The sequence below is a fragment of the Streptosporangium sp. NPDC051023 genome, from assembly GCF_040689595.1.
Lineage (GTDB): Bacteria > Actinomycetota > Actinomycetes > Streptosporangiales > Streptosporangiaceae > Streptosporangium.
Map to the genome: position 1 here is coordinate 20,472 of NZ_JBFBCE010000085.1, position 21,145 is coordinate 41,616.

The 21,145-nt window shown below is 69.2% G+C and carries 21 protein-coding genes; 9 read left to right on the plus strand and 12 right to left on the minus strand.

Going from position 1 to position 21,145, the window contains the following annotated elements; genetic code table 11:
- Positions 1-11: 11 nt before the first annotated feature.
- The 4 genes from AB0395_RS38105 to metH form a co-directional block, all read right to left on the minus strand.
- The gene (locus tag AB0395_RS38105; protein ID WP_366289804.1) at positions 12-1,022 is read right to left on the minus strand and encodes an ABC transporter permease; all 1,011 of its coding nucleotides are present in this window, start codon (positions 1,020-1,022) and stop codon (positions 12-14) included.
- A gap of 262 nt (positions 1,023-1,284) precedes the next feature.
- Positions 1,285-1,827: a cellulose synthase gene (locus AB0395_RS38110; RefSeq protein ID WP_366289807.1), complete on the minus strand. Its 543-nt coding sequence runs from the start codon at positions 1,825-1,827 to the stop codon at positions 1,285-1,287.
- Positions 1,828-1,996: 169 nt separating this feature from the next.
- The gene (locus AB0395_RS38115; protein ID WP_366289810.1) at positions 1,997-2,647 is read right to left on the minus strand and encodes an HAD family phosphatase; all 651 of its coding nucleotides are present in this window, start codon (positions 2,645-2,647) and stop codon (positions 1,997-1,999) included.
- A gap of 19 nt (positions 2,648-2,666) precedes the next feature.
- Positions 2,667-6,131: a methionine synthase gene (gene metH, locus AB0395_RS38120; RefSeq protein WP_366289812.1), complete on the minus strand. Its 3,465-nt coding sequence runs from the start codon at positions 6,129-6,131 to the stop codon at positions 2,667-2,669.
- 250 nt (positions 6,132-6,381) lie between these two features.
- Between metH and AB0395_RS38125 the strand changes: the two genes are divergently transcribed.
- From AB0395_RS38125 to AB0395_RS38140, 4 genes are all read left to right on the plus strand, one after another.
- The gene (locus AB0395_RS38125) at positions 6,382-7,236 is read left to right on the plus strand and encodes a PAC2 family protein (protein WP_366289815.1); all 855 of its coding nucleotides are present in this window, start codon (positions 6,382-6,384) and stop codon (positions 7,234-7,236) included.
- Positions 7,237-7,425: 189 nt separating this feature from the next.
- Positions 7,426-8,073 carry a hypothetical protein gene (locus AB0395_RS38130; RefSeq protein ID WP_366289818.1) on the plus strand — a complete coding sequence of 216 codons (648 nt, stop codon included), beginning with the start codon at positions 7,426-7,428 and terminating at the stop codon, positions 8,071-8,073.
- A 152-nt stretch (positions 8,074-8,225) separates the two neighbouring features.
- Positions 8,226-8,702, plus strand: coding sequence for a peptide deformylase (locus tag AB0395_RS38135; RefSeq protein ID WP_366289821.1), 477 nt, complete (start codon positions 8,226-8,228; stop codon positions 8,700-8,702).
- Positions 8,703-8,913: 211 nt separating this feature from the next.
- The gene (locus AB0395_RS38140) at positions 8,914-9,117 is read left to right on the plus strand and encodes a cold-shock protein (protein WP_366289824.1); all 204 of its coding nucleotides are present in this window, start codon (positions 8,914-8,916) and stop codon (positions 9,115-9,117) included.
- A 336-nt stretch (positions 9,118-9,453) separates the two neighbouring features.
- On the opposite strand, the gene mshC is transcribed toward AB0395_RS38140, so the two are convergent.
- The 5 genes from mshC to AB0395_RS38165 form a co-directional block, all read right to left on the minus strand.
- Positions 9,454-10,677, minus strand: coding sequence for a cysteine--1-D-myo-inosityl 2-amino-2-deoxy-alpha-D-glucopyranoside ligase (gene mshC, locus AB0395_RS38145; RefSeq protein WP_366289826.1), 1,224 nt, complete (start codon positions 10,675-10,677; stop codon positions 9,454-9,456).
- 91 nt (positions 10,678-10,768) lie between these two features.
- Positions 10,769-11,485: an NRDE family protein gene (locus AB0395_RS38150; RefSeq protein ID WP_366289829.1), complete on the minus strand. Its 717-nt coding sequence runs from the start codon at positions 11,483-11,485 to the stop codon at positions 10,769-10,771.
- 33 nt (positions 11,486-11,518) lie between these two features.
- Positions 11,519-12,280 carry an SCO1664 family protein gene (locus tag AB0395_RS38155; RefSeq protein ID WP_366289832.1) on the minus strand — a complete coding sequence of 254 codons (762 nt, stop codon included), beginning with the start codon at positions 12,278-12,280 and terminating at the stop codon, positions 11,519-11,521.
- Entirely contained in the window at positions 12,277-12,855 is a 579-nt protein-coding gene (locus tag AB0395_RS38160; protein WP_366289834.1) for a DUF3090 domain-containing protein, read from the minus strand. The genes AB0395_RS38155 and AB0395_RS38160 overlap by 4 nt, the downstream gene beginning before the upstream one ends.
- A gap of 10 nt (positions 12,856-12,865) precedes the next feature.
- Positions 12,866-13,564: a histidine phosphatase family protein gene (locus AB0395_RS38165; RefSeq protein ID WP_366289837.1), complete on the minus strand. Its 699-nt coding sequence runs from the start codon at positions 13,562-13,564 to the stop codon at positions 12,866-12,868.
- 65 nt (positions 13,565-13,629) lie between these two features.
- Between AB0395_RS38165 and AB0395_RS38170 the strand changes: the two genes are divergently transcribed.
- Together AB0395_RS38170 and AB0395_RS38175 are read left to right on the plus strand one after the other, a co-directional pair.
- Positions 13,630-14,574, plus strand: coding sequence for an aldo/keto reductase (locus AB0395_RS38170; RefSeq protein WP_366289840.1), 945 nt, complete (start codon positions 13,630-13,632; stop codon positions 14,572-14,574).
- A gap of 175 nt (positions 14,575-14,749) precedes the next feature.
- A complete protein-coding gene (locus tag AB0395_RS38175; RefSeq protein ID WP_366289843.1) occupies positions 14,750-15,694 on the plus strand; it encodes a hypothetical protein in 945 nt (314 codons plus the stop codon).
- A gap of 12 nt (positions 15,695-15,706) precedes the next feature.
- Here AB0395_RS38175 and fabI read toward each other — a convergent pair whose 3' ends face one another.
- Both fabI and AB0395_RS38185 read right to left on the minus strand, forming a co-directional pair.
- The gene (gene fabI, locus AB0395_RS38180) at positions 15,707-16,471 is read right to left on the minus strand and encodes an enoyl-ACP reductase FabI (protein ID WP_366289846.1); all 765 of its coding nucleotides are present in this window, start codon (positions 16,469-16,471) and stop codon (positions 15,707-15,709) included.
- Between the two features lie 3 nt (positions 16,472-16,474).
- Positions 16,475-17,179, minus strand: coding sequence for a beta-ketoacyl-ACP reductase (locus AB0395_RS38185; protein WP_366289849.1), 705 nt, complete (start codon positions 17,177-17,179; stop codon positions 16,475-16,477).
- A gap of 77 nt (positions 17,180-17,256) precedes the next feature.
- On the opposite strand from AB0395_RS38185, the gene AB0395_RS38190 reads away from it, so the two are divergent.
- Both AB0395_RS38190 and AB0395_RS38195 read left to right on the plus strand, forming a co-directional pair.
- Positions 17,257-18,756 (plus strand): TldD/PmbA family protein, encoded by a 1,500-nt coding sequence (locus AB0395_RS38190; RefSeq protein ID WP_366289852.1) that lies wholly within the window; start codon positions 17,257-17,259, stop codon positions 18,754-18,756.
- Between the two features lie 121 nt (positions 18,757-18,877).
- On the plus strand, positions 18,878-20,245 hold the full coding sequence (locus tag AB0395_RS38195) for a metallopeptidase TldD-related protein (RefSeq protein WP_366289855.1): 1,368 nt from the start codon (positions 18,878-18,880) through the stop codon (positions 20,243-20,245).
- 125 nt (positions 20,246-20,370) lie between these two features.
- Here the strand turns inward: AB0395_RS38195 and AB0395_RS38200 are convergent, their stop codons facing one another.
- Positions 20,371-20,583, minus strand: a complete 213-nt coding sequence (locus AB0395_RS38200; protein ID WP_366289858.1) for a dodecin — start codon at positions 20,581-20,583, stop codon at positions 20,371-20,373.
- 73 nt (positions 20,584-20,656) lie between these two features.
- Between AB0395_RS38200 and AB0395_RS38205 the strand changes: the two genes are divergently transcribed.
- Positions 20,657-20,968: a DUF3099 domain-containing protein gene (locus tag AB0395_RS38205; protein ID WP_366289861.1), complete on the plus strand. Its 312-nt coding sequence runs from the start codon at positions 20,657-20,659 to the stop codon at positions 20,966-20,968.
- Positions 20,969-21,145 lie beyond the last annotated feature (177 nt).

Below are 21,145 nucleotides of genomic sequence, written 5' to 3' on the forward strand. Positions count from 1 at the left end.
GGGTTCTCGCGCTACCGGGCGCGCGGATCGAGGGCGTCCCTGAGCCCGTCGCCCAGCAGGTTGAAGGCCATAACGGTGATGAAGATCGCGAGACCGGGGACGATCATGAAGTGCGGGGCGATCTGGTAGTAGTCCACCGCCCGGGTGAGCATGCCTCCCCAGGAGGCCTGGGGCTCGTTCACACCCACGCCGAGGAACGAGAGCGCCGCCTCGAAGAGGATGTTCGTGGGAATGAGCAGCGTCGCGTAGACGAGGATCGGCGCCACGAGGTTCGGAAGCATCTCGCGGAAGATGATGTAGCCGTTCCCCGCACCCAGCGACCGCGCCGCGTCCACGAACTCCCGCTCGCGCAGCGACAGCGTCTGACCGCGCACGATGCGCGCGATGTAGGGCCAGCTGAAGAAGCCGATGATGAACACGATCACCGCGATGCGCAGGCCGTTCCCGCTGAGACCGAGCGCCTGGTCGGGCAGCGCGCCCACGATGGCGATGGCGAACAGCAGCAGCGGGAAGGCCAGGAAGACGTCCATCAGCCTGCTGATGATCGTGTCGACCCAGCCACCGAAGAACCCGGCGAGCACGCCCGCCAGCGAGCCGATCACCACGGAGAGCAGCGTGGCGAGGAAGGCGACCAGCAGCGAGATCTGGGCACCGGAGAGGATCCGGGCGAAGAGGTCGCGCCCGTTGAGCGGCTCGAGGCCGAACGGGTGCTCCAAGCTGATCCCGCCCCACGGCCCGATGGGGGCGCTGGTGAGCGGGTCGACGAGATCGTTGTGCGGGATGTTCGGCTGGTCGCCGAACAATGCGATCAGACCGCCGAAGGGACGCTCGGCGAAGATGGCGACCAGGGTCAGGAAGACCACGACGAAGGCGCCGAAGATCGCCGCCTTGTCTCGCTTGAGGCGTATCCACGCGATCCGACCGAGCGAACGGCCTTCGATGGCCTTTCCGCCCGCCCCTTCAAGAACGGCCTCGGGCTTGGCCTCCATGGCCTGCCCCGAGACATCGAGCGGTGCGGTCATACCAGTGGCCCCCTGGGTCCCAGACGACATTGTCCGATAACGCGTTCCCTGGTCGGGCAGCGCGCGTGAAGTCTATGGGCCGTTTGACGGTCCCGTGACGCAGAATCTATGGGCTGATCTGCGCTGACTAGTCCCCTGAGGCGCTATGTGGCTCAACTGTGATTCATGCGAAATTCATTTGTTTTGATCTTGAAGGGAATGTCTGGGAGCCGTTCTGCTTGTGTCTCGGATTCGTGACATTGCACCAGAAGGTGACTCTGAGTCATCCGATCCCACGGCGCTTGAGAATGGCTTCGATATCCGAGAAATCATCGTCTGCGGCGCCCTTCGCGGCGGGCGCGGCTTTGCTGGGCCGGGACTGGGGCTGAGGCTGAGGCTGGGAGTTTCGCTGGGGCTGGGTTCGAGGCTGCGGTCCCGCGGTGACCCCGGGCCTGGCGGGCCCCGCAGCCGCGGAAGGCGCGGAAGGCGCGGAAGGCTCCGGGGCGGCCGAAGGCGTGGAGGAGCGTCGGCGGCGCAGCACGCCGGACACCAGGAACAGGACCGCCGACAGCGCGGTCACGGCGACCCCGGCCCACACCATGGGATTGAGAACCAGGCCCGCGAAGAACCCGACGATCGCCGTGCCGACCTGCCAGAGGGCGGGCAGCGCGCCGGTCAGGTAAGCCGCCGCGGGCAGCAGCGACCAGGCCACACCACGCAGCCCCGCGGCCGCCCCCTTGCGGCGCATCAGCAGGAAACTCAGCACCAGCCCCACACCGGTCACTCCGGCGCAGAGCGGCAACCACGCGATCTGATCGAACGACATAGCGGACCGCCCCTCGGTATCGGCTTACCCGATCCATCCTGGCACGCCGGAATGAGGCCGTTCCTCCTCCCAGGGGAGGGATCATCCCCTAGGGGTCACGAGGGGTCACGCCTCGCGTCCCCCAGGGACGATCACGACGCCGGGGCGGCTCAGGGGCTCTCGACGGCGGTCACAGGCCCGCGGCGAACAGCTTCCGCAGGACGTCGACGTCGACCTCGCGCAGGGACTCGACGACCAGGCGGCCGGGTGCGGCCGGGATGGGCAGCACGCTGGGCACGGCCACCACCCGGCAGCCCGCCGCGGTGGCCGAGGTCACCCCGTTCGGGGAGTCCTCGAGCACGACGCAGCGGGTCGTGGCGACTCCCAGCAGACGGGCGGCCCGCTCGTACGGCTCCGGGTCCGGCTTGGTCCTCTTCACGTCGTCGCCGGTCACCACGTGGTCGAAGTTGTGCCTGCCGATGCCGTCGAGGCACGCCTCGGCGATGGGCCTGACCGACGAGGTGACCAGCGCGGTCGGCAGGCCGGCCCGCCGTACGGCCGACAGCAGCTCGGCGGCGCCCGGCATCATCTCGATCCCGCCCGAGAGCCTGGTGGTCATGCCCTCGAGCATCCAGGCGGCCACCTCCTCCGGGTCGGCGTCGGAGCCGGAGGCCTTGAGCATGTAGGCCACGGTTGACGGCATGGAGCCGCCGACCAACTGCTCCTGATCGGTCGGCCCCCAATCGCCGCCGAGCCGCTCCATCACCTCGGTCTCGACCTGGAACCAGACCTTCTCGCTGTCGACGAGCAGCCCGTCCATGTCGAAGAGAACCGCGTCCATTTCCCGAAACCCCTTACGGTCAGACGTTGAAATAGTTGGCCTCGGGATGGTGGACGATCAATGCTGAGGTCGACTGCTCCGGGTGGAGCTGGAACTCCTCCGAGAGGTTCACGCCGATCCTGGTCGGGTCGATCAGTTCCATGAGCTGGACCTGGTCCTCCAGGTTGGGGCAGGCGGGGTAGCCGAAGGAGTAACGACAGCCGGTGACGTTGACCTTCAGCATGTCCTCGAGCGACTCGTCGCCGCCGATGCCCAGCTCGGAGCGGACTCGCGCGTGCCAATACTCCGCCAGCGCCTCGGTGAGCTGCACCGAGAGACCGTGCAGCTCCAGGTAGTCGCGGTAGGCGTCCTTGGCGAACAGCTCCGCGGCGGCCTCGGAGACCCGGTTGCCCATCGTGGCGACCTGGAAGGCGACCACGTCGACCTCGCCCGAGTCCCTGGACCTGAAGAAGTCGGACAGGCACAGGTGCCGGTCACGGCGCTGGCGCGGGAAGGTGAACCTGGTGCGCTCATCGCCCGCCTCGTCCAGGATGATCAGCGAGTCGCCGTCGCTGACGCACGGGAAGTAGCCGTAGACGACGGCCGCCTCGAGCAGGCCCTCGGTCTGCATCCGCTCAAGCCACATCCGCAGGCGCGGCCTGCCCTCCGACTCGACCAGTTCCTCGTAGGAGGGGCCGTTGCCGCCCCGCGTGGCCTTGAGCCCCCACTGGCCCATGAACGTGGCCCGCTCGTCGAGGAACGCGGAGTACTCGGCTAGAGAGATGCCCTTGATGACACGCTCGCCGTAGAAGGGCGCCCGCGGCACCGGGTTGTCCGCGGCCACGTCAGAACGGGCGGGCAGCTCCTCGACCGGGGTCCTGACCAGCTTCGCGCCGGTCTTGACGCGCCGCTCGCGCAGCACGGGCAGCGTCGCGCCCTCCTCGCCACGCTTGACCGCCATGAAGGCGTCCATCAGGCGCAGCCCCTCGAAGGCGTCACGGGCGTAGCGGACCTCGCCCTGGAAGAGCTCGGCGAGGTCCTGTTCGACGTAGGCGCGGGTGAGCGCCGCCCCGCCGAGCAGCACGGGGTACTTCTCCGAGATGCCCCTGGAGTTCATCTCCTCCAGGTTCTCCTTCATGATGACCGTGGACTTGACCAGCAGCCCGGACATGCCGATGACGTCGGCCTTATTGTCCTGCGCCGCCTCCAGGATCGCCGAGACCGGCTGCTTGATGCCGAGGTTGACGACCTCGTAGCCGTTGTTGGACAGGATGATGTCGACCAGGTTCTTGCCGATGTCGTGCACGTCGCCCTTGACGGTGGCCAGCACGATGCGGCCCTTGTTCTCGCCCTCGACCCGCTCCATGTGGGGTTCGAGATAGGCGACCGAGGTCTTCATCACCTCGGCCGACTGGAGCACGAACGGCAGCTGCATCTGGCCGGAGCCGAACAACTCACCGACGGTCTTCATGCCGTCCAGCAGCACGTCGTTGACGATCTCCAGGGCGGGGCGCTGGGCGAGGGCCTCCTCGAGGTCGGCCTCGAGGCCCTTGCGCTCGCCGTCGACGATGCGGCGCTTGAGCCGCTCCCACAGCGGCAGGCCGAGCAGCTCGGCCGCCCTGTCCGCCTTGACCGAGGCCGCGTCGACGCCCTCGAACAGCTCCATGAACCGCTGCAGCGGGTCGTAGCCCTCGCGGCGCCGGTCGTAGACCATGTCCAGGGCGACCTGGCGCTGCTCGTCGGGGATGCGCGACACCGGCAGGATCTTGGAGGCGTGCGCGATGGCCGAGTCGAGGCCCGCATTGACGCACTCGTTGAGGAAGACGCTGTTGAGCACGATGCGCGCGGCCGGGTTGAGGCCGAAAGAGATGTTGGACAGGCCGAGGACGGTCTGCACGGCCGGGTAGCGCCGTTTGAGCTCCCTGATCGCCTCGATGGTCTCGACGCCGTCGCGACGGGTCTCCTCCTGGCCGGTCGCGATGGGGAAGGTGAGGGTGTCGACGATGATGTCCTCGACCCTCATCCCCCACTCGTTCCTCAGGTCCTCGATGGTCCTGACGGCGATCCTGACCTTGTCCTCGGCGGTGCGGGCCTGGCCCTGCTCGTCGATGGCCATGACGGTCACCGCGGCGCCGTGCTCGCGGACCAGCTTCATGATCTTGTGGAAGCGCGAATCCGGGCCATCGCCGTCCTCGTAGTTGACCGAGTTGACGATCGCGCGCCCGCCGAGCATCTCCAGCCCGGCCTCGAGCACCGCGGGCTCGGTGGAGTCGAGCACGATCGGCAGGGTCGAGGCGGTGGCGAAGCGGAACGCCAGCTCCCTCATGTCGTCGGCGCCGTCGCGGCCGACGTAGTCGACGCACAGGTCCAGCATGTGGGCGCCGTCGCGGGCCTGCGCCCTGGCGATCTCGACGCACTCCTCCCAGTTGCCCGCGAGCATCGCCTCGCGAAAGGCCTTGGAGCCGTTGGCGTTGGTGCGCTCGCCGATGGCCAGATAAGAGGTGTCCTGGCGGAAGGGGACGCTCTGGTAGAGCGAGGAGGCCCCCGCCTCAGGACGGGGGCGGCGGGCGGCCACCTCGTGGCCGCGCACCCGTTCGACCACCTGGCGCAGGTGCTCCGGCGTGGTACCGCAGCAGCCGCCGACGAGCGAAAGGCCGTAGTCGCGGGCGAAGGCCTCGTGGGCGGAGGCCAGCTCCTGCGGGGAGAGCGGGTAGTAGGCGCCGTCCGAGGTCAGCACGGGCAGTCCCGCGTTCGGCATGCAAGAAAGGCGCACGCGCGCGTGGTTGGCCAGGTAGCGCAGGTGCTCGCTCATCTCGGCGGGACCGGTCGCGCAGTTGAGCCCGATGACGTCGACGCCGAGGGGCTCGATGGCGGTGAGCGCCGCGCCGATCTCGGAGCCGAGCAGCATCGCGCCGTTGGTCTCGATCGTCACCTGGGCGATGATCGGCACATCCCTGCCCGCGTCGGCGATGGCCCTCTTCGCCCCGACGACGGCCGCCTTGACCTGGAGCAGGTCCTGGGAGGTCTCGATGATGAGGGCGTCGGCTCCGCCGGAGATCAGTCCCGCCGCGTTGTCGTAGTAGGCGTCGCGCAGCACGCGGTACGGCTTGTGCCCGAGGGTCGGCAGCTTGGTGCCCGGGCCGATGGAGCCGAGCACATAGCGGGGGCGGTCCTGGGTGCTCCACCGGTCGGCGGCCTGCCTGGCGACACGGGCCCCCGCCTCTGAGTATCGGAAGACGCGCTCGGCGATGTCGTACTCGCCGAGGGCGGCCAGGTTCGCGCCGAAGGTGTTGGTCTCGACGCAGTCGACCCCGACCTCGAAGTAGGCGTCATGCACGGCGCGGACGATGTCGGGACGGGTGACGTTGAGCACCTCGTTGCAGCCCTCGTGGCCCTCGAAGTCGTCGAGGGTGACGTCGTGGGCCTGAAGCATCGTCCCCATTGCCCCGTCGGCGACCATCACTCGCTCGGCCAGGACTTCACGGAAAGACGGAATGCTTGTCATGGGGACAAGACTACTGGGAACCGTCCTGCCGTCACCGTTCATGACGGCGATCGCACCCGTGGCCGGAAACGGCCGGGTCGGCGCACGTCATGGCCGTCGCGACGTGGTCGCGGCGAGACGCCTCCGAACGCGGCGGACGGGCCGTGACGTCCCGATCGTGCCCGCCGCTCCGGGAAGGTGACGTAAAGCCCCCCTCACCGCATAGGCTTAGCGGGATAGTACGGCGAGGAAACCCAGGAGGAGGCCGCGCGTGATCGAACTCGAAGGTCTACCCGAGCTCGTCGACCCGGTGCTGATCGCCGCGTTCGAGGGGTGGAACGACGCGGGCGAGGCTTCGAGCGGAGTGATCGCACACCTCGAGGGCGAGTGGAAGGCGACCCCCTTGGTCTCCTTCGATCCTGAGGAGTACTACGACTTCCAGGTGACACGCCCCGTCGTGGAGATGGGCGAGGGCCTGACCAGGTCCATCACGTGGCCGACGACCAAGCTGTCCGTGGCTCGCCCTCCCGGCTCTGACCGCGACGTGGTGCTGCTTCGCGGCATCGAGCCCAACATGCGCTGGCGCGGGTTCTGCGAGGAGATCATCGTGATCTGCCGCGAGCTGGGCATCGAGCTGGCGGTGCTGCTCGGCGCGCTGCTCAACGACTCCCCGCACACCCGCCCCGTGCCGATCGTGGGTTCCGCGACCGACGAGGGCCTGGCCAGGGCGATCAACCTGGAGCTGAGCCGTTACGAGGGGCCGACCGGCATCGTCGGCGTGCTCCAGCACGCCCTCGGAACCGCCGGAGTGCACGCGGTCTCGCTGTGGGCGTCCGTGCCGCACTACGTGGCCCAGCCGCCCAACCCCAAGGCCACCATGGCACTGCTGAGCCGGATGGAAGACCTGCTCGACATCCCGATGCCGATGGGCGCCCTGGCCGAGGAGTCGCGGGCCTGGGAGCACGGCGTGGACGAGCTGGCCTCCCAGGACAGCGAGGTGGCCGACTACGTCAAGGAGCTCGAGGAGCGCAAGGACGCCGCCGAGTTGCCCGAGGCGAGCGGGGACGCCATCGCGGCGGAGTTCGAACGTTATCTTCGCCGCAGGGATCGCGACGGCGATGGCTGAGACGCCCGCCACATAGTTATAATCATTTACTCCTTTCTCCACGGATTTAGAGTGATAATCGGTGCCCATCCGGGTTCCCCCGGATCACACCGGGTTGCACCACCGGCTCGCAACGATCGGACCACCAGGAGAAACACCGTTCTGTAAACACCGGTGAACGGGCCCGTCACCGCGCCGAACATTGTCCACGTGACAGCGCACGTTAGGGCGATCATGGCCACTCCACAGCTCGACCCGCACCAGAAGGCACAGGAAGCGCGACGCCGCGTCCTAGAGATGGCCGTATTCATGAAACGTGAGGACGGTGAGAACGCCCCCTCGTACCCGCGCGTGCGGGGCACGACCCCGGGGCAGGCGGTGGACATGTTCCTCGCCCTGCTCCAGGACCGGCTCCCGGTCTGGCTCCGCATTCTCGACGATCTGATGTACCTCGTCGGCAAGGGGCGGGTGAACGACAACCTGCTGCCCATCGCACGGGCGGGCATCGACTACTACTCCGAGGTCCAGTCGGCGGCGCTGCCCGCCTTCACCTCCCCCTCGGTCACCGTCCGCTTCCGCGAGGCGATGCGCGACAGCGAGCTCGGCCCCATGTCCGAGGTCGTGCCGCTGGCCGAGTACCTCGCGGCCGAACAGCGGATCGGCCGGATCTCGGCGGAGGCCGACCCGCTCGCCAGCGCGCGGCTGCTGCTGGCCGGATGCTTCCGCCACGCCTACTACGAGATGTTCGTCGGCACCGGGTTCCTGCCCTCGCGGGACGACAGCGCCGAGGAGATCATCCGGGAACTGCGGCTGGAGCGCGCGCCGGGAGACTGCGCGCCGCCCGGCACTCCGGAATGACCACGCGTGCCGGCTCCCCTCCGCCGGCACGCGGCCGAAACGGGCCCGCATGCGCACGGCGTGCCGGAAACGCGACGAGACCCCGGCGACGGTTGAGCCGGCACGACAACGGGAATCGTGTGCGTGACCGTTCGTCGCCTCGGGGAGTGTGCGTGACCGTCCAGCCGATCCGACTGTTCGCCGATCCGATACTGCGGACCGCAGCCGAACCGGTGACCGACTTCGACCGCGAGCTGCGCGGCCTGGTCAAGTCGCTCCAGGCGACCCTGCGCGCGGGAGCGGGCCGCGCGGGCCTTGCCGCCCCGCAGATCGGCGTCTCACTGCGGGTCGTCGTCTACGAGCTCGACGGCAGATCGGGCCACCTGGTCAACCCGCGGCTGGAGCTGTCGGAGCGGCGGGTCGTGGCCGACGAGGCGTGCCTGTCTGCCCCCGGCCTCTGGTGGCCGCTGGAACGCTCCTACATGGCCACCGCCCGCGGCCGCGACATGTTCGGCAAACCCGTCACCCTCCGCGCCCTGGGGATGCTCGCACGGGTCCTCCAGCACGAGGTCGACCATCTCGACGGCACCCTCTTCGTCGACCGCCTCCCCTCCGAGGAGCGGGAACGCTTCTTCGCCTCCATCCCATGACTTGCCGAGCACGAAGCTAGCTGATAGTGTTTTTCGGTTGCAGTCGTAGTTCTCAATCAGCCTTATCATCTCAAGTGCTCAATGAGGTCCGCCGACAGCGGGCATTCCAGTTTCTCCCGATGGTTTCCGCGGGTGCATGGTAGGGTCCGCAACGCAGCCCCGAACCGCCGACCTGGCGGTCCGGTGAGGCTCCCAATGAGGAGAAGTAGTTTTGTCTGAAGGCACCGTTAAGTGGTTCAACGCCGAAAAGGGTTTCGGATTCATCGCGCCGGATGACGGCAGCGCCGATGTGTTCGTGCACTACTCGGCCATCAACTCCGGGGGCTACCGCAGCCTGGAGGAGAACCAGCGGGTCAGCTTCACCACCACGCAGGGTCAGAAGGGCCCGCAGGCCGACCAGGTTCAGGTCATCTGATCTGAACTCAGGACATCAGGTCTTCCCGACCTGATCACATGCCTCAGTCCGGGCCCGTACCGTTTCGGCGGTGCGGGCCCGGACGCTTTTCCCGGCGCGCCGTCGCCTTCCTGCCTGTCGCGCGGATGCTCTCCCCGCCCCCGGGCGCTCGATCGGACGGCTCGCCCCGCGGTGCCTGGGCGGGCCGTCCTGGACGCCCCCTGCCCGCTTCCCGGTCGCGCGGGGCCCGGGATTCCTGCGGGCCCCGCACCGCCATCAGAAACGCCTTCCAGCCGTTTCCCGCGGCACTCACGGTCCCCGCACCACCCGGGCGCAGGAGACCGCTCAGAGTCGTTCTCAGAGCTCGACGCCGAGCAGCGCGTCGGCGACGTCCCTGACGAGCGCGGGCGCCGCCGGGTCCGTGCCTCCGTCCGCCAGCGCCCGCTCCGCCCAGTCGTCGATGATCGCGAGTGCTCCCGGGGCGTCCAGGTCGTCGGCCATCCTGGCCCTGACCTCGCCGAGCAGGCTCTGCGCCTCGGGCCCCGCCTGCAGCCCGGTGGCCGAGCGCCAGCGCGCCAGCCGTACTTCTGCGGTGGCTAGCTGGTCCGCGGTCCACTCCCAGTCGGCGCGGTAGTGGTGCGCCAGCAGCGCCAGGCGGATGGCCATCGGGTCGGTCTGCCCGCGGAGCCTGGAGACGAAGACCAGGTTGCCCTTGGACTTGGACATCTTCTCGCCGTCGAGGGCGACCATGCCCGCGTGGACGTATGCCTTGGCGAAGGGCCATTCTCCACAGGCCACGTGACCCTCGTGGGCGCCGCACTCATGGTGCGGGAAGATCAGGTCGGAGCCGCCACCCGCGACGTCGAACCCGCTGCCCAGGTTGGCCAGCGCGATCGCGGTGCACTCGATGTGCCAGCCCGGCCTGCCCCGGCCAAGGCGCGAGGGCCAGGACGGCTCTCCCGGGCGTTCCGCGCGCCAGAGCAGCCAGTCGAGCGGATGCTTCTTGCCCGGCCTGGCCGGGTCGCCGCCGCGCTCTGCGGAAAGGGTGAGCATCAGCTCCTCCGGGTATCCGGAGACGGCGCCGAACTTGGGGGCGGCCGCGACGTCGAAGTAGACGTCACCGCCGAGGTCGTAGGTCGCGCCCTTATCGCGCAGGCGCTCGATCAGCTCCGCCACCTGGTCGACGACCTCGGTCACGCCGACGTACTCGCGCGGCGGGAGGATGCGCAGCGCCTCCATGTCGGTTCTGAAGAGCTCAATCTCGCGCTCAGCCAGCTCGCGCCAGTCGATCCCGGTCTGCTCGGCTCGCTCGAGGAGGGGATCGTCGACGTCGGTCGCGTTCTGGGTGTAGTGGACCTCGTGACCGGCGTCCCGCCAGGCACGGTTGACCAGGTCGAAGGCGAGGTAGGTGTTGGCGTGCCCGAGGTGGGTTGCGTCGTACGGCGTGATGCCGCAGACGTACATCCGCGCCGTGGGGCCCGGCCTGGTGAGGCCGGTCTCCCCCGCGGCGGTGTCGAACAACCGCAACGGGACACCGGCACCGGGAAGCCGAGGGACCTTCGGCGCAGACCACGATCTCATGTGTTGAGCCTATCCAGCAGACAGACCGCCCTGATCAGACAGGGACGGTGGGCGGTACGGGGCACTTTCTCAACCGCGGGAACCCTGCGGATCATTCCGGCAGGACACGGCGGAACGCCGCCGGGTCCCCGGGATCGCCGGTGAAGTCGTAGCGGACGCCTCCGACGGACAGGCCGAGCAGGGAGACGGACAGGGAGCCGAAGACCCGCCCTCCGGGCAGCTCATGACGGACGATCATGGCGCGGGGGTCGTCCCGGGACAGGCCCGCCCCCGTGGCCAGTTCCCGCCACTCCTCCCAGCGACCGCCGATCGCGTCCGGCCTGGCCGCCTTCGCGAACAGCGGGCGGAAGAACGCGACCCGCTCGTTCTCCTCGCCCCGCTCCCAGCCACTGTTGACGATCATGTGCGTTCCCTCGGGAAGCTTCTCATCCCACAGCGCGACGCCGTCCCAGTGCCAGAGGCGCGCTCCCGCGGGATCGGCCACGAGCAGGTGGAAGGGGTCGTAGCGGGCCGGGTCGAAGCCCGCGAGGTCCCCCTCCGCCGCCACCGCCAACGGCAGGCCGCCGCGTGACAGGCGGGTCTCCTCAGGGGCGAGGACACCCCTGCCGTTGACCAGGGCGCCGACCCGCCCGGCCACGGGGTCGACGGCCAGCCAGGTCCCGCCCGCCAGAAGGTCGCGCCCACCGATCAGGCCCGGCCAGTGCGGGCCAGGGGGAAGCCACGGCCGGTCGGCGAACTCGTCGCGCACCCCGACCAGGATCAGGGGGATCTCCGCACTCGGATCGATGCTGACGACAACCGTGCACATGCCCGGCAGGCTACGCCTTCGCCGGGACGGACCTCAGATCGGGGGCCAGGGAATGGCGGGCCAGTCCTGCGAGGGAAGGGGGTGCAGGCCCGTGTCGAGAAGCCTGCGGACCCGGTCCCAGGTGGCCTCGACCTCGGCAAGGGTGAGGAGCTCGCGGAGGCGACGGCCGAGGCGTCCCTGCTCCAGGTCCCGCTCAAGGCGGGCGAGGACGTTCACCGCCTCGCGGGACAGGGGCTTGCCGCGCCATTGCCAGAGCACGGTGCGCAGCTTGTCGTCGACGGAGAAGGAGACGCCGTGGTCGACGCCGTGGACGTGCCCGTCGGTGAGCGGCAGCAGATGACCGCCCTTGCGGTCGGCGTTGTTGACGACGGCGTCGAAGACAGCCATCCGCCGCAGGGCGGGCTGGCGGCTGCGGATCAGGACCATCAGGTCGGCTTCCGGGTCGGTGTCGATCCAGAGCTGGCACATTCCCGGCCCGAACGGGCCGTCGCGATAGACGGTCGGCGGGACGATCCGCCAGCCGGTCACCGCGGAGACCTCAAAGGCCGCGACCTCCCGGGAGGCGAGCGTCCCGTCGGGGAAGTCCCAGAGCGGTCGCTCCCCACGCACCGGCTTGTAGACGCAGGCCGCGGAGAGGCGGCCGAGCCGGACCGAACAGTAGAGCGTCATGTTGGTCGCCTCGACCAGACGGCCCTCGACCTCCAGCTGGCCGTCGCGGAGCAGACGCAGAGCGTTCTCGTCGTCCAGTCCCGCCGCGGGCGCCGCGCTCAGCGTGAACTCGCTCTCGGCACTCATTCGCCTCCTTCGCCCTGTGAAGCGCTACTACCCCGGTAACCATTGAGACGCACGCAAATATGCCCATCGGCATCGAGCGGCTGGCCGCAGAGCGGGCACGGCGGACGCCCCGCCGCGACAAGGGCGATGGCGCGCCTGGTGAAGGCCCTGGCAGCACCCGGGCTGATATGCACGCGCAGCACCGCGGGCTCGGACAACGACTCGGACAACGGTGACGGCTCGAAGTCCTCGTCCTCCGCGATGGCCTCCTGGGCCTCGATGACCACCTGGGCGGTGTCGGCGTCCCATGCGAGCGCCATGGTGCCCACCCTGAAGTCCTCGCTGATGGGCACGTCCAGCGGGTCGTTGTCTGTGAGCGCGGCGGGGGCCGTCGCGGGCACCTGGGCACCGCGCCGCAACACCTCGTCGAGCAGCTCGTCCAGGCGATCCGCCAACGCGGCGACCTGGAACTTCTCCAGCCCGACGGTTGTCAACCGGCCCTGACCCCGGGCCTGCAGGAAGAACGCTCGTGATCCAGGTTGCCCCACGGCACCGGCCACGAATCTCTCGGGCGGGTCGTAGTCGAAGACCGGCATAGCTCCGACCTTACGTGGTCCCGGCTCCACCGCCGACCGCGGCGTCGCTCCCGGTGAGGTTTTGTCCCCCGTCCTCGTCCTCCGAACCCGCGGGGGGCCGCAGGCCCGTCACATCCCCGCCCAGGTCGTTGAGCCTGAGCACGAAGGGACGCAAGGGGGTGTAGCGGATCGCGGTGAGCGAGGCGGGGTCGGCGGTTATCCGCTGGAACTGGTCCAGGTGCACGCCCATCGCGTCGGCGACGACGGCCTTGATCACGTCTCCGTGGCTGCAGACGAGATAGACGGCGTCGGGGCCGAGCCGCTCGTTCCACTCCCTGACCGCGTTCACCGCCCGGTGCTGCACGGCGGCCAGTGACTCCCCTCCCGGGAACGTCACGGCGCTCGGGTGGGTCTGCACGACCTTCCAGAGCGGGTCCTTGGCCAGCTCGCCGAGCGGGCGCCCTGTCCAGTCGCCATACCGACACTCCCCGAACCTGTCGTCGGTCAGCACCTCGGTGCCGCGCCCGGCAGCCACGGCCTGGGCCGTCTCCTGGCAGCGCTCGAGCGGGCTGGAGACGATCGCGTCCAGTTCGAGCGGTGCCAGCCGTACGGCCAGCGCCTCGGCCTGCGCCCGGCCCGCCTCGCTGAGGTGGACCTCCGGCGTCCAGCCCGCGAGCACAGGACCGGTGAGGTGGGTCAGGCCATGTCTGGCCAGCAGCAGGGTCGTCACGCGGGCAAGTCTTGCAGGCCTTGCTCCACTACTTTTAACTGGCCGGGCGGTACCCTGGCCGGATCATGGAGCAGCGCTATGTGGGCCGGAGCGGCCTGTCGGTATCCCGCCTTGGACTGGGGACGATGACGTGGGGGCGTGACACCGGCGCAGAGGAGGCCGCGGCGCAGCTCCGGACGTTCGCCGAGGCCGGGGGCACTCTCATCGACACCGCGGACGTCTATACGGGCGGCGAGGCGGAGAGGCTGCTCGGGCGGCTGATCCGCGACGCGGTGCCGCGCTCGGAGCTGGTGCTGTCGACGAAGGCCGTGCTCACCCCCGCCGGGCGCAGGCCTCGCGATGCCTCGAGGAGGCATCTGATCGCGGCCATCGACGCCTCGCTGACCCGCCTCGGGGTCAACGAGGTGGACCTGTGGCAACTGCACGCCTTCGATCCGGACGTGCCTCTAGAGGAGACCCTGGCCGCGGTCGACGCCATCGTGTCCTCGGGCAGGGCGGCGTACGCCGGGGTCTGCGACTACACCGGCTGGCAGCTGGCGGCGGCCGCCGTCAGCCAGCGGGCGGTTCCCGGGCGGGTGCCGATCGTCGCGGCCCAGGTCGAGTACTCACTGCTGGCGCGGGAGGCGGAGCGCGAGCTGATCGCGGCGGCCGAGCACGTCGGCGCCGGGGTGCTGGCCTGGTCACCGCTGGGCAGGGGGGTTCTCACCGGCAAGTACCGCACGGGCATCCCCGCCGACTCCCGGGCCGCGACCCCGCACTTCGCCGACTTCGTCACGCCATATCTCGACGAGAGGTGCCGCAGGGTCGTGGAGTCGGTGACGACTGCGGCCGAGGGGCTCGGCGTCTCGCCGCTCTCCGTCGCCCTGTCCTGGGTCCGCGACCAGCCGGGGGTGACCTCGGCCATCATCGGCGCCAGGACCCAGGCCCAGCTGGCGGGAGCGCTCCAAGCGGAGGATCTCAGCCTGCCGGTGGAGATCAGAGAGGCGCTCGACGACGTCTCCGCCGACTGAGGCGGAAGGACGGAAACGGCGGAAGCAGAACGAGAATCCATCTCGCGTATCACTACTCGATACCGAATGGCAACTTTACGTGGAAAAACCTGGCCTCCCCACAAAACTGTCAATGGTGACAGGAGGGGCACCCAGGTGTCAGCGAAGTTCCGTCACCGATGTGCAAGGGGGACAATTGCGAACTGCGATCTCTGCCGGCGCCCTGGCGCTGACGCTGGGCGGCCTGCTGCTCGTCGTCGCGCCCGCCCCCGCGAGCGCCGCCACCTGGATGGGCGACTGCGAGGACGGCGGACTGCTGGGCGGGGTGACCGATGGCCTCTGCAAGGCGGTCGACGCCGTGGGCACCGTCGTGAACGGAATAGCCGCCGGCCCCACCTCCGACACCGGCGGCCTTGACTACAACGCGGAGATCCCGCCCAATGGCCAGAAAGATGGAAAACCCAAAAAGGGAGAAAAAGCCGGAAAGAACGAGAAAAACGGGAATGCGCAGAGCGGAACGGGCGGCCTGGGTGAGGAGAACGACCTGGACGTCGCTCGGCAGGTCACCTCCCCTGACCCGGCAACCGACGCCTTCGCGACGCCAGAGGCGGACGATACCCGTGAGGAGGGCCTGTTGCCCAAGGATCTCAGCAGCGTCTGCTCCCCGCTGACGGGGTCTCCCGAATGCCCGAGCACGTCGGCGATCTCGACCCCGGAAGAGAGCGCTCCCCCCTCGGTGTCCCCGCGCCCGAGCCCCTCGCGCAGGAGCAGGCCCATCCCGACCGACGAGGAGACGGCGGCGCCGTTGCCGAGGGAGCCGTTGCGTCCCCCGCAGACCCGCGGGCGCGAGACTGAAGGGAACGAGCACGAGGACGAGGCGCGGCCCGAGGTCTCCACCCCGCCTCCCGTGGTCGACGCGGAGGCTCCCCGGCTCGAGCTCCTGTGGCCGACGGGCCCGGTCATGCGGAAGTTCCAGCGGGCCGTCACACCGACCCGGTCATCGGACCCCCTCGGCACCGCGCTCACCACCGCCCTGCTGATCGCCGCGATCCTCGCCGTCCGCGTGCTGTACGCCAGGCGGATCGGCGAGGAGTCCATACCGCTGGAGCCGCTCCGAATGAAGCGGCACAGGACGGCCTAAGCGGGCGCCCCTTTAGGAGCCGACCGCGTGCACGCCTCCGTCGACGTGCACGATCTCACCGGTCGTGGCCGGGAACCAGTCGGACATCAGCGCCAGGCACGCCTTGGCCGCGGGCACGGTGTCGCTCAGGTCCCAGCCGAGCGGCGCCTTCTGCGGCCAGCTGTCCTCGAACTCCGCGAAGCCCGGGATGCTCTTGGCGGCCATCGTGCGCAGCGGCCCGGCGGCCACCAGGTTGACGCGGATTCCATGCTTGCCGAGGTCGCGGGCGAGGTAACGGGAGCAGGACTCAAGGCCGGCCTTGGCCACGCCCATCCAGTCGTAGACCGGCCAGGCCCTGCTCGCGTCGAAGTCGAGCCCGACGACCGCGCCGCCCTCCTTCATCAGCGGAAGGCAGGCCACGGCCAGCGACTTGAACGAGTAGGTCGAGACATGCAGCGCGGTCGCCACGTCCTCCCACGAGGTGTTCAAGAAGTTTCCGCCGAGGCAGCTCTGCGGGGCGAAGCCGATGGAGTGCACCACGCCGTCGAGGCCGTCCAGGTGCTCGCCGACCCGGTCGGCCAGCGAGTCGAGGTGCTCGGTGTTCTGCACGTCCAGCTCGATCACCGGCGGCGGCTCCGGCAGCCGCTTGGCGATGCGCTCGACCAAGCTGAGCCTGCCGAACCCGGTCAGCACAACCTGCGCGCCCTCCAGCTGGGCCAGCTTGGCGACGGAGAAGGCGATGGAGGCGTCGGTCAGGACGCCGGTGACCAGGATGCGCTTGCCTTCGAGGATTCCCATTTGTCAGTGCCCCATTCCCAGGCCGCCGTCAACGGGGATCACGGCCCCGGTGATGTAGGCGGCGTCCTCACCGGCCAGGAACCTGACCACGCGCGCGATCTCGTCGGTGCTGGCGTAACGGCCCAGCGGGATGTTCTTGCGGATCTGCTCCTGGTAGGCCTCGTCGAGCTCGGCCGTCATGTCGGTCTCGACGAAACCCGGGGCGACCACGTTGACCGTGATGCCCCGCGAGCCGAGCTCCCTGGCCACCGACCTGGCGAAGCCGATCAGCCCCGCCTTCGAGGCCGCGTAGTTGCTCTGCCCGGCAGAGCCGAGCATGGCGACCACCGAGGAGATGAGCACGATCCTGCCGCGCTTGAGCTTGAGCATGCCACGGGTCGCGCGCTTGGCCACCCGGTACGCGCCGGTCAAGTTGGCGTCGATGACGTCGGTGAAGGTCTCCTCCTTCATCATCGGCAGCAGCGTGTCCCGGGTGATGCCCGCGTTCGCGACGAGCACCTCGACCGGGCCGTGCTCGGCCTCGATCTTCCCGAACGCCGCGTCGACATCGGCCGTGCTGGTCACATCGCAGCGCACACCGAACAGTCCCTCCGGGGGCTGTCCTGAGCGGTAGGTCACGGCGACAGCGTCACCGGCCCTGGCGAATTCGCGGGCGATCGCGAGGCCGATGCCGCGATTGCCGCCGGTTACGAGAACAGATCGAGCCATGTAGCCGACGCTATCGGCTACCCGGGGGTAAACCTCTTGTCCGTGAGGGACAAGATCACAGGGTTAGGATCGTTGACATGCGCCAGATCGATCCCGATTTCCTCGCCCTGCCGATGAGGCGGCTGGCGGACGCGGCCTTGCAACGTGCCCGCGACCTCGGCGCCGAGCATGCCGACTTCCGGTTCGAGCGTGTCCGCGCGGAGACCCTCCGCCTGTCCGACGCGCTGCCCGAGGGCTCCGGCGACGCCGACGACCTCGGCTACGCCGTACGGGTCGTCAAAAACGGCACGTGGGGCTTCGCGGCAGGCATCGAGCTCACCGCGGAGGCGGCCGTGCGGGTCGCGGAGCAGGCGGTGGAGGTGGCCGTCGTCTCGGCCGCGGTCAACCGCGAGCCGGTCGAGCTGGCCGGGGAACCGGTCCACTCCGACGTCACCTGGGTCTCCGCGTACGACGTCGACCCGTTCGACGTGCCGATGCGCGACAAGGTCGCCCTGCTCGCGAGCTGGTCGGAGGGTCTGCTGCGGGATCCGCGGGTCGACCATGTGCAGGCCTCGCTCATGCAGGTCAAGGAGCAGAAGTTCTACGCGGACACGGCCGGGACCTCGGTCACGCAGCAGCGGGTGCGCATGCATCCCCAGCTGGAGGCGATGCGGGTCGAGGACGGCAGGTTCGAGTCGATGCGCACACTCGCCCCGCCGGTCGGCCGGGGATATGAGTACCTCACGGGTACCGCATGGGACTTCCCGGGCGAGCTTTCGCGCATCCCCGAATACCTGGCGGAGAAGCTCAAGGCCCCCTCCGTCGAGGACGGACGCTACGACCTGGTCATCGACCCGTCTAACCTGTGGCTGACGATCCACGAGTCGATCGGGCATGCGACCGAGCTGGACCGCGCCCTCGGCTATGAGGCGGCCTACGCCGGGACCAGCTTCGCCACCTTCGACCAGCTCGGCACGCTGGTGTACGGCTCGCCGGTGATGAACGTCGTCGGCGACCGCACCGCGGAACACGGCCTGGCGACGGTCGGCTACGACGACGAGGGTGTAGCGGCCAAGCGGTTCGACATCATCTCCGACGGCGTCCTGGTCGGCTACCAGCTCGACCGGCGGATGGCGCTGCTGAAGGGGCTGGGCGCCTCCAACGGCTGTGCCTTCGCCGACTCCCCCGGGCACACCCCGATCCAGCGCATGGCCAATGTCTCGCTTCTTCCCGCCCCGCAGGGCCCGTCGACCGAGGAGCTCATCTCCGGGGTCGAGCGCGGCATCTACGTGGTCGGCGACAAGAGCTGGTCCATCGACATGCAGCGGTACAACTTCCAGTTCACCGCCCAGCGGTTCTACCGGATCGAGAACGGCAGGCTCGCGGGCCAGCTCCGCGACGTCGCCTATCAGGCGACGACCACCGACTTCTGGCGGTCGATGACGGCCGTCGGCGGACCGCAGACCTACGTGCTGGGCGGCGCGTTCAACTGTGGCAAGGGCCAGCCTGGCCAGGTCGCCCCGGTCAGCCACGGCTGCCCCTCCGCGATCTTCCGTGACGTACGCGTCCTCAACACCCTGCGGGAGAGCGGCAAGTGAGCGGGCAGAGCGGCAGGCACGGGCTCCAGGGCCCGGTCGGGAAGAACGCGTTCACGAGCGGGCAACCGACGAACACCGCACGCCAGGGGACGCCCCTGCGGGCAACCGGTCAAGGAGTGGGATGAGTCCCCAGGAAATCATCGAAAAAGCCCTGGACCTCTCCACGGCCGACGACACCGTCGTGATCGTGGACGAGACCTCCAGTGCCAACCTGCGGTTCGCGGGCAACACGCTCACGACCAACGGCGTGACCCGCTCGTCGCAGCTCACCGTGATCTCGATCGCGGGACGGGGAGTTGGCGTGGTCTCACGGGCGGCGGTCCGCCCCGAGCAACTCGCCGACATCGTCGCGGCGGCCGACCACGCGGCCGAGGACGCGCAGCCGTCGGAGGACGCGAGGCCGCTGATCGAGGGCGCCCGCTCCGCGGACTGGGACGCGGCGCCCGAACCCACCTCCATCGGGGTCTTCGGCGCGTTCGCCCCGGCTCTCGGCGAGGCGTTCGCCGCCGCCGAGGCGGGCGGGCGCAGGCTGTACGGCTTCGCCGAGCAGGTCGTCACCACCACCTTCATCGGCACCTCGACGGGGACCAGGCTCCGCCACACGCAGCCGACGGGGCGTTTCGAGCTGAACGCCAAGTCCCCGGACATGAAGCGTTCCGCGTGGGCGGGCGTGGCCACCCGTGACTTCTCCGACGTGGACGTGGCGACGCTGGACGCCTCGCTGGCCAGGCGTCTTGAGTGGGCGAAGAACCGGATCGACCTGCCGGCAGGCCGATACGAGACACTGCTGCCGCCGACGGCCGTGGCCGACCTGATGATCTACCTGTACTGGACCGCCGGGGCCAGGGATGCGCTCGAGGGCCGCACGGTCTTCTCCAGGCCCGGCGGCGGCACCCGCGTCGGAGACACCCTCTCCCCCCTTCCGGTCCGCCTATACAGCGACCCCGCCGTGCCGGGCATCGAGTGCGCGCCGTTCGTGGTCGCGCACTCCTCCAGCAGGCAGAGCTCGGTGTTCGACAACGGACTGTCGCTGGCGCCGACAGACTGGATCGCGGACGGGGCGCTGGCGCACCTGCTGCAGACCAGGCACTCTGCGGAGCTGACCGGCCTGCCCGTGACCCCGGCGACGGACAACCTGATCATGACGGGCCCCGAGGGCGGCAGGTCGCTTGAGGAGATGATCGCCTCGACCGAGCGCGGCCTGCTGCTCACCTGCCTGTGGTACATCCGCGAGGTCGACCCGCAGAGCCTGCTGCTGACCGGCCTGACCCGCGACGGCGTCTACCTGGTCGAGAACGGCGAGGTCGTCGGCGAGGTGAACAACTTCCGTTTCAACGAGAGCCCGGTCGACCTGCTCGGCCGTCTCACCGAGGTCGGGGCCGCCGAGCAGACCCTGCCCCGCGAGTGGAACGACTACTTCACCCGCACCGTCATGCCCGCGATCCGGGTGCCCGACTTCAACATGTCGACGGTCAGCCAGGCCAGCTAGGCCGAGCCGGACGCGGCGGGCGTGCCCTCGGGCCGCCCGCCCTCACGGGGGTCTCCCCGTCACGGCCCCGCACCGTCCCCGCCGTCTCAGGGACGGCGGGGCGTAGAGCGGGAGCGCCGTACGGGTCAGGTGTCCTCGAGGCGGAAGCCGACCTTCATGCCGACCTGGAAGTGCCCGATCTCGCCGTCGACGATGTGCCCTCTGACCTCGGTCACCTCGAACCAGTCGAGATGGCGCAGGGTCTGCGCGGCGCGCCGGACCCCGTTGCGAACGGCCGCCTCGATGCTCTCCCCCGACGTGCCGACTATCTCCGTCACCCGGTACGTACGATCCGTCATCGCGTCCTCCTTGCCGAAGGCCATGGTCGCACGCACTTTCACACCCGTCTGAGGCGAGGTCTAGGTTGGAGGTGTGAAGAGATGGCACAGGCGGCAGACGGTGCACCAGGTTACCGACGCGCGGCCTTCGCTGAGCGAGGACATCGGCAAGCGCGAGAGGAGCTACTTCATCAAGATGGGGATCCGGCTGGTCTGCCTGGTTCTCGCCTTCACCGTACCGGCCCCGTTGCCCGTGCGGCTGCTGCTCTTCGCCGGTGCGATCTTTTTACCGTACGTTGCCGTTATCGGGGCCAACGCACCACGCCGCGAAGCCGAGAGTGTCTTCGACGTTACGGATAACAGCCAGAGCGAGATTCCACGCCACCGACGCGAGATCGGGTCGTGACTAACTCTTGACGCATCTCAGGGGTTGGAGGTGTACGCTTTAACCAAGTGCCCTGGTCCCCCGTCGGGGCACTGGTGCCGGCGTTCCGGGCCCCCGTCGGAACGCCGATGAAGCGACGCCGGGTGGTTTGCCCAGATCTGAAGTGATCACGTCTTAACTCAAGTCACTACAATAAGA